Origin of the sequence: Priestia megaterium NBRC 15308 = ATCC 14581 (assembly GCF_000832985.1) — a bacterium.
In the GTDB taxonomy this organism is placed as follows: domain Bacteria; phylum Bacillota; class Bacilli; order Bacillales; family Bacillaceae_H; genus Priestia; species Priestia megaterium.
In genome coordinates, this window is the sequence record NZ_CP009920.1 from 2,906,574 (window position 1) to 2,922,775 (window position 16,202).

Below are 16,202 nucleotides of genomic sequence, written 5' to 3' on the forward strand. Positions count from 1 at the left end.
AATCTCTTTTTATATAGATTTCAAGTTATAGGATATATAAGAAATATGTATTAGAGTTATTGATCCTATGTTCTTTATAATAAAATTATCCATTATCTCCTTGGATGATATAAAGTCGAAAGGAGAAACACGATGAGTGTTGCATTTCTATTTCCAGGCCAAGGCGCACAATATGCTGGTATGCTTCATGATATAAAAAATAAATGGGGATTAGCGACTACGTTTGAAGAAGCAAGTGAGGTTTTAAATCAAGACGTATTATCTTTAGATTCGTCAGAAAAATTAAAATATAATAAAAATGTTCAAATATGTCTTTTTATTGCAGGAGTGGCTGCGGCTAGGTCGTTTAAAAACAAAGGATACTCGCCAGACGTGGTAGGAGGGCATTCTATAGGGGCGTTTGGAGCAGCAGTTGCATCTGAAGTGTTATCTTTTAAAGAAGCTCTTCTTCTTGTGAAAAAAAGAGGGAAACTGATGGAAAATGCTTATCCTGATGGTTATGGTATGGGGGTTGTGATGGGACTGCGTGAACATCAGCTTCTTTCTATTGTAAATGAACTATCAACTGATGCAGCTCCTGTGTACGTAGCGAATCTAAATTCTCCTGATCAAATAACGATTTCTGGCACCTTAAAAGCAATTGAGAAAGTTCTTGAAAAAGCATCTAAAAAAGGGGCTAGAAAAACTAAAATGCTTCATGTAACGGTGCCTTCTCACTGTCCTCTTATGGAAGGAGTTTCGAGTGAATTACGAAAAACCATAACGGAGGTGCAAGGAAAGGACCCGTCCGTTCCTTTTATAGGTAATTGTAAAGCTCGGAAATTATGGAAAGCTGCTGATATTAAGGAAGATTTGGCAGCGAGTGTTGCCCTGCCCGTCCGTTGGCATGATACGACGGAAGTTATGTATGAAATGGGCACAAGATTATATATTGAAATGGCTCCAGGAAGAGTGCTAACGGATTTGGCTGCTAAGAGCTTCCCTGAAGCAAGGGCTATTTCGGCAGCCGAATCTACGATGAAAACTTTGCTGATTTTAATGGAAAAAGAAAAAATGTAAGCGTATTAATTTAGAAGTATCAGAAAGGAGCTAGAACATGAGTGGCATAAAAAAAACTTCAAAATCATGGACAACTCGCCGAGATCAAAAAGCAGCGCGCCTTGCGAAAATAGACCATCTTCTTAAAGGAAAGTTACTAGGTAATGAACACATTATTGAAGCGTTAGAATTGCTTATATCACCCGGAGATAAAGTAGTGCTTGAAGGAGACAATCAAAAGCAAGCATCTTTTTTATCAAAGGCGCTGAATGAAGTAAGCGCTGATAAAATACACGGTCTTCATATGATTATGTCTAGTATTTCACGTCCGGAACATCTCGACATATTTGAAAAAGGAATTGCTGAAAAAATTGATTTTTCGTACGCCGGTGCTCAAAGCCTTCGCGTGTCTCAAATGATTGAAGATGAGACGTTGAAAATTGGAGAAATTCATACATATCTAGAGCTTTACGGACGCCTTTTCATTGATTTAATTCCGAACATTGCCTTAGTGGCTGCTGACAAAGCGGATGTACAAGGTAATTTATATACAGGAGCAAATACGGAAGAAACACCAACCATTATCGAAGCAACCGCGTTTAAGGATGGAATTGTTATTGTGCAGGTAAATGAACTTGTTGAAGAACTTCCGCGAGTTGATATTCCATCTTCTTGGGTTGATTGTATCGTCGTGGCGGATCAGCCTTATCAATTGGAAGCTTTATTTACGCGAGATCCTCGTCATATTACAGAACTCCAAATTTTAATGGCTATGATGACAATTCGAGGTATCTATGAGCGCCACAGCGTACAATCATTAAATCATGGCATTGGCTTTAATACCGCTGCAATTGAGCTTTTGCTGCCTACCTATGGAGAAAAGTTAGGACTGAAAGGTAAAATATGCAAGCACTGGGCTCTAAATCCTCACCCCACGTTAATTCCGGCTATTGAAAGCGGATGGATTGAGAGCGTGCACTGCTTTGGCGGAGAAGTAGGAATGGAACAATACACAGCAGCGCGTCCTGATGTGTTTTTTACAGGACGCGACGGCAGCCTGCGCTCAAACCGTGCGATGTGTCAAGTGGCTGGTCAATATGCGGTAGATGCTTTTGTAGGATCAACTTTGCAAATAGATGGAGAAGGAAATTCTTCTACCGTCACATCTGGACGTTTGTCAGGGTTTGGCGGAGCTCCTAATATGGGGCATGACCCTAGAGGCCGCCGACATTCTACGCCTGCTTGGTTGGATATGATAAACGAGCAGCACGAACTAGCGAGAGGCAGAAAATTAGTTGTTCAAATGGTTGAAACCTTTCAATCAGGAAATGAGCCTGTTTTTGTGGAGTCTTTGGATGCGATAAAGGTAGCGAAACAAGCAGGCGTAGCTACTGCTCCTGTCATGATTTACGGGGATGATGTGACGCATGTTGTGACGGAAGAAGGAATTGCTTATTTATATAAAGCACAAAGCTTGGACGAAAGAAAAGCAGCGCTTGAAGCAGTAGCAGGGGTAACACCTATAGGCCTTCGATATAACCAAAATAAAGTGGAAAAGATGCGCAGAGATGGCCTAGTGGCTTTTCCTGAAGATTTACAGATTCGCCGTACAGAAGCAAAACGTTCATTATTGGCAGCAAGAAGTGTCGAAGATTTAGTAGAATGGTCGGATGGCTTGTATAATCCGCCTGCTAAATTTAGGAGCTGGTAAGAAATATGCGTATTCAAAGTATTCAAGAAGAGCCAAGACCAGCTGTGTTTTACTCATGTCTAATAGCTAAAGTGGCAGTTACCGCTCTGGTTGATGAAGCGGTGCTTACACCTAAGCCTGGGCTTGTAGATGCAGCAACAACTGGATCTCATCAAGATATGAATATTGAGACGCTGTTAACTTCTGCTTATGCTTTACAACCGACCTTTTTACAGATTGCATTATACAGTCAAGGAAAGCAGCCAAGTCAGATGCTAAGGGAAGAAATTGCTCGAATTGGACGCGAGGGCGAACAAATTATGTACGGGGCTACGGATGGTGTTAATACACACAAAGGAGCCATTTGGGCATTAGGCCTACTTGCGTCTGCAACAGCGGTTTGCGGCATTCAAGCATCACCTGCATCCATCACAGAAGCTGCGGGGAAAATTGCTCGTTATGCAGATCGTTTTTGTCCTCTGCATTCATCTAATGGACTTTGGGTGAAAAAACAGTATGGCGCAAAAGGAGCGGCTGGAGAGGCGAAGCAAGGATTTCCTCACGTAATTCATATAGGCTTGCCTGCTTTACATAAAGCTCGTAAGCTAGGCATACATGAAACATCAGCCAGGATTGATACTTTAGTAACACTAATCGCCAACCTTGATGATACGTGTATTTTGCATCGTGCTGGTCCGGTTGTGTTAAAGGAGGTTAAAATGGCGGCATCCAATGTGTTAGAAGCTGGAGGGGTATCTACATCAATGGGAAAACAGCGGCTAAAAGCGTTAGATCATATACTTTTATCATCTAACGCTTCTCCAGGCGGAAGCGCAGATTTGCTGGCTGCTGTATTATTTTTAGATCGAATATCTCTTTTTAAAGAATCGTAAACGTCTGCAGGGAGGAGTGGCTAATGGAAACGTTAGTGTTTAAATACAAAGCCGATGGAAAGTTAACTCAGCGCGCACATGTAGGCGTTGTTGGTTCAGGGGATTTAGAAATTTTAATGGTTCCTTCTGATGAAGAACATGCTCACGTATCAGTACGAACAGGAAGTGAAGGATTTAGTGAAACCTGGAAAGCCGTATTAGACCGGTTCTTTAGTGTTCATACCATTCAAGCGAAAATTGTAATTAATGATTTTGGTGCTACGCCTGGTGTAGTCGCCTTGCGTCTTGCACAAGCTTTGGAGGTGAGTGAAAATGGGAGTGAATAATCAAAGCTTTATTGAGTTAAATGGAAGAGAACGAGCGCAGGCCATCTTAGATCAAGGAACATTCTGTGAGCTGCTTGGCCCTTTTGACGGAATCGAATCGCCTCATTTACCTAAGCAAAATATTGTTCCTCAAAGCGATGATGGTGTCATTATAGCAGGTGGGATGATAGCAGGAGAGCCAGCCGTTGTCATTTCAGTAGAAGGAGGGTTTCAAGGGGGAGGCATTGGTGAAGTATCGGGAGCTAAAATTGCAGGAGCTTTAGAACTAGCCCTTAATAATCACAAAAAAGGTGTTCCTGTTAGACCTGTTTTTCTATTCGATACAGGAGGGGTAAGGCTCCAAGAAGCGAATTATGGACTTTTGTCGATATCTGAAATTGGCTCAACTGTGGTTGCTTTGCGTGAGCATACACCTGTTGTTGGAGTTATTTCAGGAAATGTAGGCTGCTTTGGAGGAATGTCCATCACTGCTTCACTCTTTAGTTATCTCATTATGACAAAAGAAGCAAGGTTTGGACTTAACGGCCCGGAAGTGATCGAACAAGAAGCAGGGGTTGAAGAGTTTGATGCAAGAGACCGAAGCTTAATCTGGAAAACGATTGGCGGTATGCAACGCTATGAAACCGGGTTTGCAGATACCTTAGCACAGGATGATGTCACTGCTATTCAACGAGCGGTTCAAGAGACGTTTCAGAAGAAAGGAAAAGTAACTAGTAAAACAGAACAAGTAGATTTTTACAGACATTTGCTTAGTAAGGTTGATCCTTCAGAAAAACTGGCTCCTGATCAGTTTCAAGAATTGTATAACACAACAAAAAATGAACCTATCCCTTCAACAGTCTCTTACTCGCTGAATGAAGTTCGAGGTAACATGCCCAACAGCCGCGGTCGCGTGTGGATCAACGCCTTAATAAATGATGAAGAAGCAGATTTTGAAATTCCTTCCGTTCTTTATAAAGACGCATTGCTAGGAAGAGAAAAGGTCCGATATATATCGGTTGTACCTAATCCTTATAATCGTTTCTTACGTGCACGGAAAGGGGAAATAGGACTAGATGAAGGATGGGCAATTGCCAAGCACGTTCGTGAAATAATAAAAGAAGATCGAAATCAATCTCCTCGGCCTATAATCGCCATTGTGGACGTACCGAGTCAAGCGTATGGCTATCATGAAGAACTTCTAGGTATTCACTATGCTTGCGGTGCTGCGGCTGATGCTTATGCAGCAGCGCGCTTAGCAGGTCATCCGGTTATTACGTTAATTGTCGGAAAAGCAATTTCAGGAGCATTTCTAGCTCATGGGTACCAATCAAATCGAATTGTGGCTTTAAAAGACGAAGGAGTGAATGTTCACGCCATGTCCAAACGGTCGGCAGCGCGCATTACTAAAAGAAGTATAAAAGAACTTGAAGAAGTTTCAAAGAAAGTCCCGTCCATGGCTTATGATATTGAATCATTTGCCTCACTTGGCGCTTTATATGAGCTGGTTAGCGGTATTCAAGCAGAGCAGCCCACAGAGCGCGACGTTCAAACGATTCAAGATATTTTGACTGGAGCAGTAGAAGATGTACGCCGTGAAGGTGTGTACGATTTAAGCAACCGGCTATACAGTGAGCAAGCAAGGAAGGAAGGGCGAAAAGCTTCTTTATTAGTAAGAGATGAGTTGGAAAAACAATGGAATATATAGCTCATGATTTGCTTCAGTTAAAAGAGGAAGCAAAGCTTATCAGTTATACACCTATCCCTGATTGGGTGGAGCATTCTTTAGGGAAGGCTCCGTTTGTCGTTGTAAGGCGGGCTGTTCAACGAGATAGCCTGATACCTGTTGGAGTAAGAGGAGAAAGAAGGAATCAGCGTTTTGGAGCATTTGTATCTGAGCAGGCTGTTAAACAAAGAATTAGGCCGGAAGATCTCGTTTCTATTTTTCAAAACGGCCACTTTAGAAACATGCCAGCCACAGGTGCTTTAAAAGAAGTTGCTATTATTTTAAAAGATTTTGCGTGGGGACCAACCGGCAGTGTGGGGTTCGAATTTGCAAGTGGTGCCGAAGTTGTTACAACAACTAGTGATTTGGATATACTTATTCGCCTTTCTTCTTATTTGTCGGTGGAACAAGCGCAACTGATAGTTAATCAGTTAAAAGAGTGTCCAGTTTCTGTAGATGTACAGGTAGAAACAGAAAAAGGAGCATTTTCTCTGGTGGAATATGCAAGGGGAGAAAAGACGCTGCTTCTGCGTACTGTATATGGACCTTCCTTAGTAAAACTGAATCAATTAGTATAAAAGACGGAAGAGGCATTTGCACCTTTTCCGTCTTTTCTGTCAATACCAGCTTTTTTCCTTGCTTAACAAGCGCTTTGCTTCAAAAAAGAATATTTGAATAAATTTTTTGGTGTTAATGCGAATCGGCAAAATTTTAGAATCTCCCTGTAATTCTTTCATTTTTTTACGAACAGCTGTAAAGTCAAAAAACTTAGAAGCATAATTTTCAAATTTCGGATTTGAAAAGTCTGTTAATCCGATAGAAGCAAAGTGATTTAGTGAGTGAGTAACTGCTCGTCTTATTCGCTGTTCACAAGCTTTGGTTTCGCGATTAATTTCAATGGAAGACGCGTGAGCTCCTAATTTTTTCTCAGCCACATTCACAAAAATATTTTTTAGAGAAGGGAAATGTTTTTCCACACTTTCTCTTTGGTCATAAGTGTACAGAAACTGTAAAATATCCAGTAAATCTTTTGCACCATTTTCTCCTACAATACCTAACTCGGCTAATAAGAATTTACCTACATCGTATAGATGGGCTTGTTTCGTTACCGGCTGGCTTGAAGGGGTGGCGTGATGAGCTGTCGCTAAACTATTCAAGGAGGTTTGAATATCATCGATTGATTTCTCAAGGGAGATTCGTTCCGTTACTTTTCGAATAACCGTTAAAATTTCAATTCGGTTAATTGGTTTTGTAATATAGTATTCAATTCCTAATGAGTAGGCTTCTCCTATCAATTCTTTGGATTCCACCTGTGAAATCATAATCATTTTTCCTTTAAATGAATCTTTTAAATGACGGATCGTTTCGATCCCGTCCCGCCCTGGCATAAGTAAATCGATAAATAAAATATCAATTTGTTTTAAATTTAACGTAGAGGCATCTAAAAAGCTTCCGTCGACGACTTCTTCTACAACTTCTCCTAAATCCTCATCTTCAATCAGCTGACTGAGCGTTGAACGAATAGCTGAATCGTCATCTGTAATACAAAATCGCATAAACTCATCCTTTCTGAATTAGATTACGAAGGGGGATTTGAATGATAAACGTCATTCCGCTGTCTTCTTGTGTAGCTTTAATCGTACCTTCAAGTTCTTGAACAATATCTTTTACATAAGAAAGACCAATGCCAGTAGAGGGGTTTCCAAATTGATCGTATTTTGAGGTGAAACCAGGTTCAAAGATAGCTTTTTCGTACTTTAAAGGTACTCCAGGACCGTTGTCTTGTACATGAAATTCTACATGTTCAGCTTGTCTATGTACCGATAAAACAATCCTTCCTTCATCTTTGATCGCTTCCACTGCGTTGGCTACCAAGTTATTAATGATCGATAAAATGGTGTAAACGTGGTAGCTGAAATGTTCCCCGTTTACAGAAGAAAAAAAGGTAATTTGTTTGTGAAGAGAATCGGCATATTTTTTGTTGATGCGTACGATCAGCTCGATTAATTCCTCTGCTTTCATATAATTTTGGAAACTTTCATTTGAAATTGTTTTAGATAAGCCCGCAAAAATACGCTGGTTGTCTTTTTTTACTTCGTGAATATCTCCCGCAATCCGAAGCGCTTTTTTACTGAGCGTTTGGTTTAGCACAGAATGATCTTTTTCCTGCTGATTTAATACGCGGTATAAATCGTACGAAGCTTTTGTAATCGCTTCTGTATTATGAAGGGTCTTTTTTAAATGAACGGTTTCTTCATAAAGGCTTGTAATGAGCATTAGCATGTGCTCATTTTGTTTGCGAATTTGACGTTCTCGTGACTGTGATTCATAAATCGTCATCATATTAAAAAAGCTAAGTACAATGAAGCTGTGAGCAAAAGCAATAACGGCCATGTCAGATAATGAATCGACATGGATTGTTGTGTGCAAAACTATATACTGCGCAGTTAGTTCCACTACATCAGCAGCAATTTCAATGATGAGTCCAATCACTCCAATTACAATAGCACTATAATTCATGCGGCTTACTTTAAAAACAAAAAATAAAAGTGCATACGTAAAGTAGAAGAAAAACGTAGGGTAATGCGTATGTGCAGAAGCCGCAAATTGAAAATGATCGAGCATGACATAATCGAGCATGATGCGAAAGAGAACGACACTTAAAGCGGTTAACAAGCCCCCGGCTAAAACGGTTTTTCGTTTTAAAAGCAATAGGAAAAAGAAAAATGTAGGAGCTCCAAATGTAATTCGAAATGTTTCATTTAACGGATAAAATTTTAACTCTCCCGCCAGCGGGACAGTAATGAGCATGAGCAATAAAATGTACGGATCTTTTCGAATGAAAGATTTAAAATTCAGATAATTTCACCTCCTGAAGTGATTCGTGAATTAGTATACATTGTGACAGCGTCCAGCACAATGGAGAAGAGTGCCAAAGATAAAAATATAATTACAAAAAGTTTTGTAGGTTTTTGTATGCTCTCGTAGGTTGCATTGTACATTAAAAATGAAAATGAAATCCCGCTTTATGAAAGCGCTTTAAAATAAAAAGTTAATTAAGTGATGAGGTGATTTTAATGAAAAGAGAAATTGAACAGGAAATGTCTTACTTACACGTCACTGCAAAAGAGCAGTTACATGAGTGGGTAGAGCAAATAAAAGAATTTTCTTCAGAAGGAAAAACGGCTGATTACATTCCAGCTCTGAAAGATATGGACTCGTCTCAATTAGGTATTTGTTTGATTGGTGCTGACGGAACTGTTATCCAGTCTGGAGATTATGAATCGGTATTTACTCTTCAAAGTATTTCTAAAGTCATTAGCTTTATAGCAGCTTGCTTATGCTGCGGCATTCCTTATGTGCTAGAGAGAGTGGATGTAGAGCCAACTGGAGATGCATTTAATTCTATTATAAGACTGGAAATGCATAAACCAGGAAAGCCGTTCAATCCTATGATTAACGCCGGTGCTTTAACGGTTTCATCTCTTTTATCTGGGGAGACGGCAAAAGAAAAATTAAGCTATTTGTTTGATGTGATAACAATGCTTACGGGGAAAACACCACTTATTAATGAAACGGTCTTTGAATCAGAATGGCAAACGTCTCATCGAAATCGTGCGCTTGCCTACTATTTAAAAGAAACGAATTACTTACAAGGAGAAGTAGAGGAGGTTCTAGAGGTTTACTTAAAGCAGTGCTCAATTGAAGTAACGACTGAAGATATTGCACTGATTGGATTAATTCTGTCATTAGACGGATATCATCCAGTATTTCACAAACAAGTAATTCCAAAAGAAGTAGCTAAATTAACAAAAGCGCTCATGCTTACATGCGGTATGTATAATGCTTCAGGAAAGTTTGCGGCATTTGTTGGTATGCCAGCTAAAAGCGGTGTATCGGGAGGAATCATGTCATTGGTGCCACCTAATACGAAAAAGCAGTCTCCATTTCCAGACGGATGCGGTATCGGAATATACAGTCCAGCTATTGATGAGTACGGGAATAGCGTAAAAGGCGTTACGCTACTAAAAAAAATCGCAAAAGAATGGGATTTGAGTATTTTTTAGTCTATTTACGTACTCTTCATTCGCTTCAATAATATAAACACCAAGAGAAAAAACTTTCATGTTGTGCATTTGTTCTACCAAATTTTTTAATGAGGTGATAGGCATGCAACAAGCAGTCGAAAGTGTGATTAGCGTCATCAATGATTTTTTTTGGTCGAATTTATTAATTATTTTACTTGTATCAATTGGTATTTATTTTACGATTCGCTCTCGTTTTTTGCAGTTTCGCATGTTGAAAGAAATGGTACTTGTTTTGAAAGAAGGACGAGCGGCTAAAGGTGGAGGAGTCTCTCCGTTTCAAGCTTTTTGCATAAGCATGGCAGCTCGAGTAGGAACGGGAAATATTACAGGGATAGCGATTGCTATTGCACTTGGTGGCCCGGGTGCTGTATTTTGGATGTGGATTATTGCCATTATCGGTTCAGTATCAAGTTTTGTAGAAAGTACACTCGCTCAAATTTATAAAGTAAAAGGATCAAACGGGTTTCGAGGAGGACCCGCTTATTATATGGAAAAAGGGTTAAATAAAAGGTGGATGGGCGGGCTATTTGCTGTACTCATTACACTATCATTTGGCCTGGTGTTTAACGCTGTGCAGTCTAATACGATTACGCTAGCATTTGAGAACTCTTTTGGAACGAGCCGATTGTTGGTTGGGATTATTATGACAGTTATATTTGCGGTAATTATTTTTGGCGGAATCAAACGCATCGCCAAGATATCGGAATACATCGTGGTCGTATTAGCCGTTTTATACATTGGAATGGCTCTGTTCATTATCTTTAAAAATATTGATCAAATGCCGGCGGTTCTATCGCTAATTGTGAAAAATGCATTTGGATTTGAACAGGCGCTTGGGGGGTCAATTGGTGCAACGTTAATCAACGGAGTAAAGCGCGGACTGTTTTCCAATGAAGCAGGAATGGGAAGTGCTCCCAACGCCGCGGCAACTGCAGTGACGAGTCATCCAGTTAAACAAGGTCTTATCCAAGCATTTGGTGTCTTGACGGATACACTCGTGATTTGTACAAGCACAGCATTTATCGTTCTCTTATCCCCCGCCTATAAGCAGGGACTAAGCGGCATTGAACTAACGCAAGCTTCTCTTAGTACCCATATTGGCTCTTGGGCATCAGGGTTTTTAGCTATCATGGTATTTCTATTTGCTTTTAGTACGTTAATTGGCAATTATTATTATGGAGAAACGAATATTGAGTTTTTAAATTCAAATAAGTTGTGGCTTTGGTCTTATCGTGTAGGTGTTTTAGCGATGGTTATTTTTGGATCGATCGCTCAGCTTCAGCTTGTATGGAATTTGGCAGACTTATTTATGGGGATGATGGTAGTCGTGAACTTGATTGCTATTTTTCTATTATCGAAAGTGGCATTTTCCGCCTTGCATGACTATACTCAGCAAAAAAAGGAAGGAAAAAATCCAGTCTTTTATAGAGATGCGTTAGAAAACAATCAAAATATCGAATGTTGGGAAAGAGAATCTACTTCACTCCCTTCTGAAAAAGAGAATATTATCTAAAAAAAGTTCAGCCAATTGGCTGAACTTTTTTATGCGTTTTTCTTTAATTCAGTTTGCGGAGTGCTTTTAGAAAACAATGTTTCTTTCACGCCGTTATTTGCTGCTTTTGTTTTGGCCGAAAAGATTGGATTTAAAATAACAACTACGAGTAAGTTAGATAATAATCCCCAGAACCCTTCATAAAGACCAAATGAATTTCCTGTGGCATGTACGGTAAACGTTACAATCAGCCCTACTACTAATCCAGCAATCGTACTTTCTTTCGATTGATTTCTCCAGAACAGGCTGATAACGATAGCCGGGAAGATTTGTACCATACCGGATACCCCCAGTAACTGTAGGGAAACAAGTGCTTGAGGGAATAATAAACCGAATAAAAGTGCCAGTCCAATAACAACGAAAACCATAGAACGAGTAACCATTGTTAATGTTTTACCCTGTACATTTGGATTAATTAAATCTCTGAATATATTATTTGCAAATAAGTTAGACGCTCCGATAGCCATGATAGAACATGGAATTAATGAAGCAAGAGCAATCGTTGCATAAGCTAACCCTTGGCCAATGCCGCCATATGAATATTGAATTAAGGTTAATAATGCTAATCTAGGATCCGTCGTATCTTGAGGTAATACTTGATAAGCAATAAATCCTAAGAAGATGACTAGAATTAAAACAATATTGTAAAGCGGTAAGAAAATAGCATTTTTACGAAGCGAATCTGCACTTTTAGCAGTGAAAACACCTGTAGCAGCGTGGGCCCACATGAATAAAGCTAAAGCAGATACGAGTGATGCTGTAATAAACCATGGAATGCCTTTAGGTCCTTGTGTTGGGATCGTTAATAGCTGAGGTGCATCCTTTGCAACATTGTCGATCATGTTGCCCCAGCTTCCAAAATGCATAATTGGCAGAGAAACAACCATAAATAACATAATCGCCCATACTAAAATATCTTTAATAATTGCCGTATATGTGGGACCTTTAATTCCGCTGAAAAAGGTATAAAGAGCCACAAGAAAGAATGAAAGAATAACGACTGCTTTTACGTTAATGTAGCCAGTTCCTGCAACGCGAAGAGTATCTTGAATACCGCTAAGCTGAAGATCAATATATGGAATGAGCATCAATACACCTACTATAGCAATTAAAGAGGAGAGAAATTTACTGCTAAAACGTTCTCTGGCATAATCAGCAAGCGTAGTAAGTTTGTGCTTTTTAGCAACAGTCCAAAGCTTTGGAAGAAAAAAGTATGAAATTAAAAAGGCTAAAACAGAGTAAGGAATAGCAAAAAATGCGATGCTTCCCCCCTGATAAGCTGTACTTGTAAGACCTAGGAATGTATAAGCAGTATATAAATCTGCTCCTACTAAAAGCCAGACGAGCAGGCTTCCAAAACGTCTTCCCCCTACAGCCCACTCTTCAACTGAGCTTCTAGATGATTTGTCACGTCCCGCTATAAAGCCAATTGCGATAACGACAAGAACAATTGCTGATGTGATTAAAAGTGCGGTTAAATTTCCTTGCATTATTCAATGTCCCCCCAAGATTTTTGTAAACGATAAATGATAAATGTACACACAGGCGTTAAGAAGACCCATAAAAATAACCATAAATGCAAAAGAGGTAATCCAAAAATAATTGGATGAATGTTATTTACAAAAGGTAAAAAAGCGAATTGAGCAATAAATGGAATGATGAATAAAATAAAAATTATGAATTTTCTATTCAATTTTACTCCTCCTACTAAAAATTTATCTAACAATGTTCACTATGATAGCAAGTCTGACATGGTAAAGCAATAAGTTTTTTGAAAATTTCGTTATAATCTATGAAAATTTTTTTAGAAAAACAAAAAAGAGCTTGTGATGAGAGTATATTTGAAATAATTATGAAAGAAAAAAAGGGGAATAATCTAAGCGAAGTTGCTCTTGAAGTAAAAAGAGAACGGAAAAGAAGAAATTTAGTTTTGACCGGGAAGTTTTTTTTATTTCGCCGAGATAAAGTATATTGCTATTGCATCATAAGAAAAGAATTTGTATGTTCAAATAGAGATTCATGGAAAGAATAAAACAGAGCAAATAAAAAAACTAGACAATAAGTGCTTGTCTAGTTCCACCACTCTGTCAATGGTCCTTTGTCGCCATAAACAGGATCTGTTGTAGGAATAGGTACTTGTGCAATTTCATCAAATACGTGAGGGCGATCAGTTTGTTTTCCTGTTCGTAAATTGTAATCCATGCCCTCTGGATAAGCTCCAACCACTTTAAAATCAGCAGTTGACTGCAGACGCATATGCCCTGTTCCTGCAGGAAGTACGAGCACATCACCAGCATGCACCACGATATTTTCCCCCATATGTCCACCTAGTTTTAAACGTGCAGATCCGCTAATTACACCTAGTGCTTCATGGGAATTGCTGTGGTAATGGTGAAAATCATGTATACCGCCTACCCAGCTGTTTTTCCAGTTGTGAGAATTGAAAATGCTCTCCACTTTCTCTTTCTTACTAATAAATACGTGTTCATACAACAAAACTGGAAGACGAGGGTGATTTGGAATGGTTCCGTCGTCATCAAAATAAAGAACTTTTACATTTGCATAATTCATAAGCATCCCTCTAACAATCTTTTTTCGTAATTTTCCCTGTTTTGTGCTTGCATAAACAGAGAAGTTTGCTCGAAGTACTTCATTTGTTGCGAAGTGCATGATATGTAGGTTTTAACGTTTTCCTAAAAGGAGTCTCCCACTTCAAGCGTAGCTAAGTGGTGGGCAGTTCACTTTAGTATCTTTTCTTCATATTGTATATAAGTAAAGAGTCTAGTGCAAGAATTCTATGGATATATAGCTGTTAATTCTTATTATGTAAATGAATATTATATATTAGTATAATTTTCAGAAGATAATCTGCTCGTGGAGTAAAAGAATCAAACAACAAGAAAAGTTAGGGTTTTAGTTATTTTTATAATTAAAAAGAGATTTTTAGAAGGTTAATTCGGAATTTTACGAATAATTCATTATTTTTAGAAAAGTAATGTAAACATTTTGTATATTGAGTAATAGTAATGAATGTTATATACTGATAAAAAATATATTCCTATATGTGACTGGCGCAACATGGATGACCATGGGGGAGCATATAGCGTATAAGCCGCGCGCCTGGGCAAACACTTGAGAAAATTCCGCAAGTGTTTTTTTTATTTTCCTAGGGAAGAGGAGTAGATTTGGATGAGCAATATGCAAAGGAAGATGGGAACATTTGCTTTAACCATGACAGGCATAGGTTCGATTATCGGTTCAGGGTGGCTGTTTGGAGCATGGAAAGCAGCTCAAATTGCGGGACCCGCGGCTATTTTTTCATGGGTTATTGGAATGGTGGTTATTTTGACCATTGCCCTATCATATGCTGAACTGGGCGCGATGTTTCCACAAGCAGGAGGGATGGTTAAATATCCTCAGTATTCACACGGATCATTTATTGGTTTTTTGGCTGCTTGGGCTAACTGGATTTCAATCGCTTCAACGATAACAGTGGAGGCTATTGCATCTGTGCAATATATGAGTACTTGGCCGTGGAAGTGGGCTCGCTGGACTCACGAATTGGTAGACAATGGAATTTTAACATCCAAGGGGTTGGCAGTTGCGTCTTTGTTATTATTCGTTTACTTTTTTGTGAACTATTGGACGGTAAATCTCTTTGCTAAAGCAAACTCATTTATTACGATTGTTAAATTAATTATTCCTGGTTTAACGGCAGGGGCTTTATTTTTTGCTGGTTTTCATAGTGGAAACTTTTCAAGTGAGCATGGGGTTGCCCCTTATGGGTGGGCCAGTGTTTTAACGGCAGTGGCAACATCAGGTATTGTGTTTGCATTTAATGGGTTTCAAAGTCCTGTAAATATGGCAGGAGAAGCAAAATCACCTAATAAATCGATTCCGATAGCTGTAATTGGTTCAATTTTTATTGCAGGAATTGTATACATTATATTGCAAATTGTCTTTATCGGAGCAGTAAGTCCGTCATCAATTGCTGATGGATGGAATCATTTGAATTTTAATTCTCCTTTTGCTGATTTAGCGATTGCGCTTGGAATTAACTGGCTAACAATTGTGTTATACGCAGACGCATTTGTTTCTCCTTCCGGCACAGGTGCTACATATACGGCAACTACTTCTAGAATGTTATACGGGATGCAGCAAAATGGATACTTGCCAAAGATATTTGGTACTCTTCATCCACTTTACAATGTCCCGCGCCCAGCTATGTGGCTAAATTTAGCAGCTTGCTTCTTGTTTCTCTTTTTATTTAGAGGATGGGGTGTCTTAGCAGAAGTGATCTCAGTAGCGACGCTTATCTCTTATATTATGGGTCCTGTAGCGCTTATAACATTAAGAAAAACGGCTTCACACTTTTACCGTCCATTTTATTTAAAAGGGGCATCAGTTATTGCGCCATGCGGCTTCGTTTTTGCTTCCTTGACGCTTTACTGGGCAAGGTGGCCACTTACAGGTGAAGTGATCTTTATTATGGCAATTGGCCTGCCTGTTTATTTTTATTACCAAGCGAAAAATAAATGGGTGGGCTTTAAAAAAGAATTTTTAACCGGGGCTTGGATGCTTATCTATTTAGCGTGCATGATTTTTATTTCCTACATAGGAAGCGAAAAATTCGGAGGCAAAAATATTTTGCCTTTCGGATGGGATATGCTAGTGATTGCTTGCGTATCATTAGCTTTTTATTACTGGGGAATTAAAAGTGGCAAATCTAACCGATATATGAAAGAAGCTGAACAAATCAATCAAGAAAATTTTAAATCTAAATAAAAAAACACGAGCCCGTGCTCGTGTTTTTTTATTTAGAGGAGTGGAGAATTTAGACTTAGTTTTTATCAAAATATTGTAAAAAATATAGATTTTAAGGTTTAAGTATTTATACAGAGGGAACCTTT

General features: G+C 39.0%; 14 protein-coding genes and 1 riboswitch. Of the genes, 9 read left to right on the top strand and 5 right to left on the bottom strand.

Going from position 1 to position 16,202, the window contains the following annotated elements; translation table 11 throughout:
- Positions 1-132 precede the first annotated feature (132 nt).
- Genes mdcH through BG04_RS15485 form a run of 6 tightly spaced genes read left to right on the top strand, consistent with a single transcriptional unit; the run spans position 133 to position 6,230 of the window.
- Positions 133-1,059, top strand: coding sequence for a malonate decarboxylase subunit epsilon (mdcH, locus tag BG04_RS15460; protein WP_034654242.1), 927 nt, complete (start codon positions 133-135; stop codon positions 1,057-1,059).
- A 37-nt stretch (positions 1,060-1,096) separates the two neighbouring features.
- On the top strand, positions 1,097-2,749 hold the full coding sequence (gene mdcA, locus BG04_RS15465) for a malonate decarboxylase subunit alpha (protein ID WP_034654239.1): 1,653 nt from the start codon (positions 1,097-1,099) through the stop codon (positions 2,747-2,749).
- 5 nt (positions 2,750-2,754) lie between these two features.
- On the top strand, positions 2,755-3,621 hold the full coding sequence (locus BG04_RS15470) for a triphosphoribosyl-dephospho-CoA synthase (RefSeq protein WP_034654236.1): 867 nt from the start codon (positions 2,755-2,757) through the stop codon (positions 3,619-3,621).
- Between the two features lie 23 nt (positions 3,622-3,644).
- Positions 3,645-3,947, top strand: coding sequence for a malonate decarboxylase subunit delta (locus tag BG04_RS15475; RefSeq protein WP_034654233.1), 303 nt, complete (start codon positions 3,645-3,647; stop codon positions 3,945-3,947).
- Positions 3,934-5,634, top strand: a complete 1,701-nt coding sequence (gene mdcD / locus BG04_RS15480) for a biotin-independent malonate decarboxylase subunit beta (protein WP_034654231.1) — start codon at positions 3,934-3,936, stop codon at positions 5,632-5,634. Before BG04_RS15475 ends, mdcD begins: the two co-directional genes overlap by 14 nt.
- Positions 5,622-6,230 (top strand): malonate decarboxylase holo-ACP synthase, encoded by a 609-nt coding sequence (locus BG04_RS15485; RefSeq protein ID WP_013081833.1) that lies wholly within the window; start codon positions 5,622-5,624, stop codon positions 6,228-6,230. The genes mdcD and BG04_RS15485 overlap by 13 nt, the downstream gene beginning before the upstream one ends.
- Before the next feature lie 39 nt (positions 6,231-6,269).
- On the opposite strand, the gene BG04_RS15490 is transcribed toward BG04_RS15485, so the two are convergent.
- Positions 6,270-7,208 carry a response regulator gene (locus BG04_RS15490; RefSeq protein ID WP_016763117.1) on the bottom strand — a complete coding sequence of 313 codons (939 nt, stop codon included), beginning with the start codon at positions 7,206-7,208 and terminating at the stop codon, positions 6,270-6,272.
- Between the two features lie 4 nt (positions 7,209-7,212).
- Entirely contained in the window at positions 7,213-8,463 is a 1,251-nt protein-coding gene (locus tag BG04_RS15495; protein ID WP_013081835.1) for an ATP-binding protein, read from the bottom strand.
- A 266-nt stretch (positions 8,464-8,729) separates the two neighbouring features.
- On the opposite strand from BG04_RS15495, the gene BG04_RS15500 reads away from it, so the two are divergent.
- Together BG04_RS15500 and BG04_RS15505 are read left to right on the top strand one after the other, a co-directional pair.
- Complete coding sequence (locus tag BG04_RS15500; RefSeq protein ID WP_013081836.1) at positions 8,730-9,719, top strand: glutaminase; 990 nt, start codon at positions 8,730-8,732, stop codon at positions 9,717-9,719.
- A 103-nt stretch (positions 9,720-9,822) separates the two neighbouring features.
- Positions 9,823-11,253 carry an alanine/glycine:cation symporter family protein gene (locus tag BG04_RS15505; RefSeq protein WP_016763120.1) on the top strand — a complete coding sequence of 477 codons (1,431 nt, stop codon included), beginning with the start codon at positions 9,823-9,825 and terminating at the stop codon, positions 11,251-11,253.
- A 29-nt stretch (positions 11,254-11,282) separates the two neighbouring features.
- On the opposite strand, the gene BG04_RS15510 is transcribed toward BG04_RS15505, so the two are convergent.
- The 3 genes from BG04_RS15510 to BG04_RS15520 all read right to left on the bottom strand — a co-directional run bounded on the left by BG04_RS15510 (position 11,283) and on the right by BG04_RS15520 (position 13,962).
- Positions 11,283-12,782: a sodium:solute symporter family protein gene (locus BG04_RS15510; protein WP_034654229.1), complete on the bottom strand. Its 1,500-nt coding sequence runs from the start codon at positions 12,780-12,782 to the stop codon at positions 11,283-11,285.
- The gene (locus BG04_RS15515) at positions 12,782-12,985 is read right to left on the bottom strand and encodes a DUF3311 domain-containing protein (protein ID WP_013055514.1); all 204 of its coding nucleotides are present in this window, start codon (positions 12,983-12,985) and stop codon (positions 12,782-12,784) included. Before BG04_RS15515 ends, BG04_RS15510 begins: the two co-directional genes overlap by 1 nt.
- A gap of 377 nt (positions 12,986-13,362) precedes the next feature.
- Positions 13,363-13,962, bottom strand: a complete 600-nt coding sequence (locus tag BG04_RS15520; protein ID WP_080621362.1) for a cupin domain-containing protein — start codon at positions 13,960-13,962, stop codon at positions 13,363-13,365.
- A gap of 384 nt (positions 13,963-14,346) precedes the next feature.
- A riboswitch (ZMP/ZTP riboswitch) is annotated at positions 14,347-14,425 on the top strand.
- A 56-nt stretch (positions 14,426-14,481) separates the two neighbouring features.
- Between BG04_RS15520 and BG04_RS15525 the strand changes: the two genes are divergently transcribed.
- Complete coding sequence (locus tag BG04_RS15525) at positions 14,482-16,077, top strand: glutamate/serine transporter AimA (protein ID WP_013055516.1); 1,596 nt, start codon at positions 14,482-14,484, stop codon at positions 16,075-16,077.
- Positions 16,078-16,202 lie beyond the last annotated feature (125 nt).

What these genes read in the sequence shown, in the direction of transcription:
- BG04_RS15525 (WP_013055516.1), top strand. Translation starts at nt 14,482, where the DNA reads ATGAGCAATATGCAAAGGAAGATGGGAACATTTGCTTTAACCATGACA.
- BG04_RS15490 (WP_016763117.1), bottom strand. Translation starts at nt 7,208, where the DNA reads ATGCGATTTTGTATTACAGATGACGATTCAGCTATTCGTTCAACGCTC.
- BG04_RS15500 (WP_013081836.1), top strand. Translation starts at nt 8,730, where the DNA reads ATGAAAAGAGAAATTGAACAGGAAATGTCTTACTTACACGTCACTGCA.
- BG04_RS15475 (WP_034654233.1), top strand. Translation starts at nt 3,645, where the DNA reads ATGGAAACGTTAGTGTTTAAATACAAAGCCGATGGAAAGTTAACTCAG.
- BG04_RS15470 (WP_034654236.1), top strand. Translation starts at nt 2,755, where the DNA reads ATGCGTATTCAAAGTATTCAAGAAGAGCCAAGACCAGCTGTGTTTTAC.
- BG04_RS15495 (WP_013081835.1), bottom strand. Translation starts at nt 8,463, where the DNA reads ATGCTCATTACTGTCCCGCTGGCGGGAGAGTTAAAATTTTATCCGTTA.
- BG04_RS15520 (WP_080621362.1), bottom strand. Translation starts at nt 13,962, where the DNA reads ATGCACTTCGCAACAAATGAAGTACTTCGAGCAAACTTCTCTGTTTAT.
- BG04_RS15505 (WP_016763120.1), top strand. Translation starts at nt 9,823, where the DNA reads ATGCAACAAGCAGTCGAAAGTGTGATTAGCGTCATCAATGATTTTTTT.
- mdcH (WP_034654242.1), top strand. Translation starts at nt 133, where the DNA reads ATGAGTGTTGCATTTCTATTTCCAGGCCAAGGCGCACAATATGCTGGT.
- BG04_RS15510 (WP_034654229.1), bottom strand. Translation starts at nt 12,782, where the DNA reads ATGCAAGGAAATTTAACCGCACTTTTAATCACATCAGCAATTGTTCTT.
- BG04_RS15485 (WP_013081833.1), top strand. Translation starts at nt 5,622, where the DNA reads ATGGAATATATAGCTCATGATTTGCTTCAGTTAAAAGAGGAAGCAAAG.
- mdcA (WP_034654239.1), top strand. Translation starts at nt 1,097, where the DNA reads ATGAGTGGCATAAAAAAAACTTCAAAATCATGGACAACTCGCCGAGAT.
- mdcD (WP_034654231.1), top strand. Translation starts at nt 3,934, where the DNA reads ATGGGAGTGAATAATCAAAGCTTTATTGAGTTAAATGGAAGAGAACGA.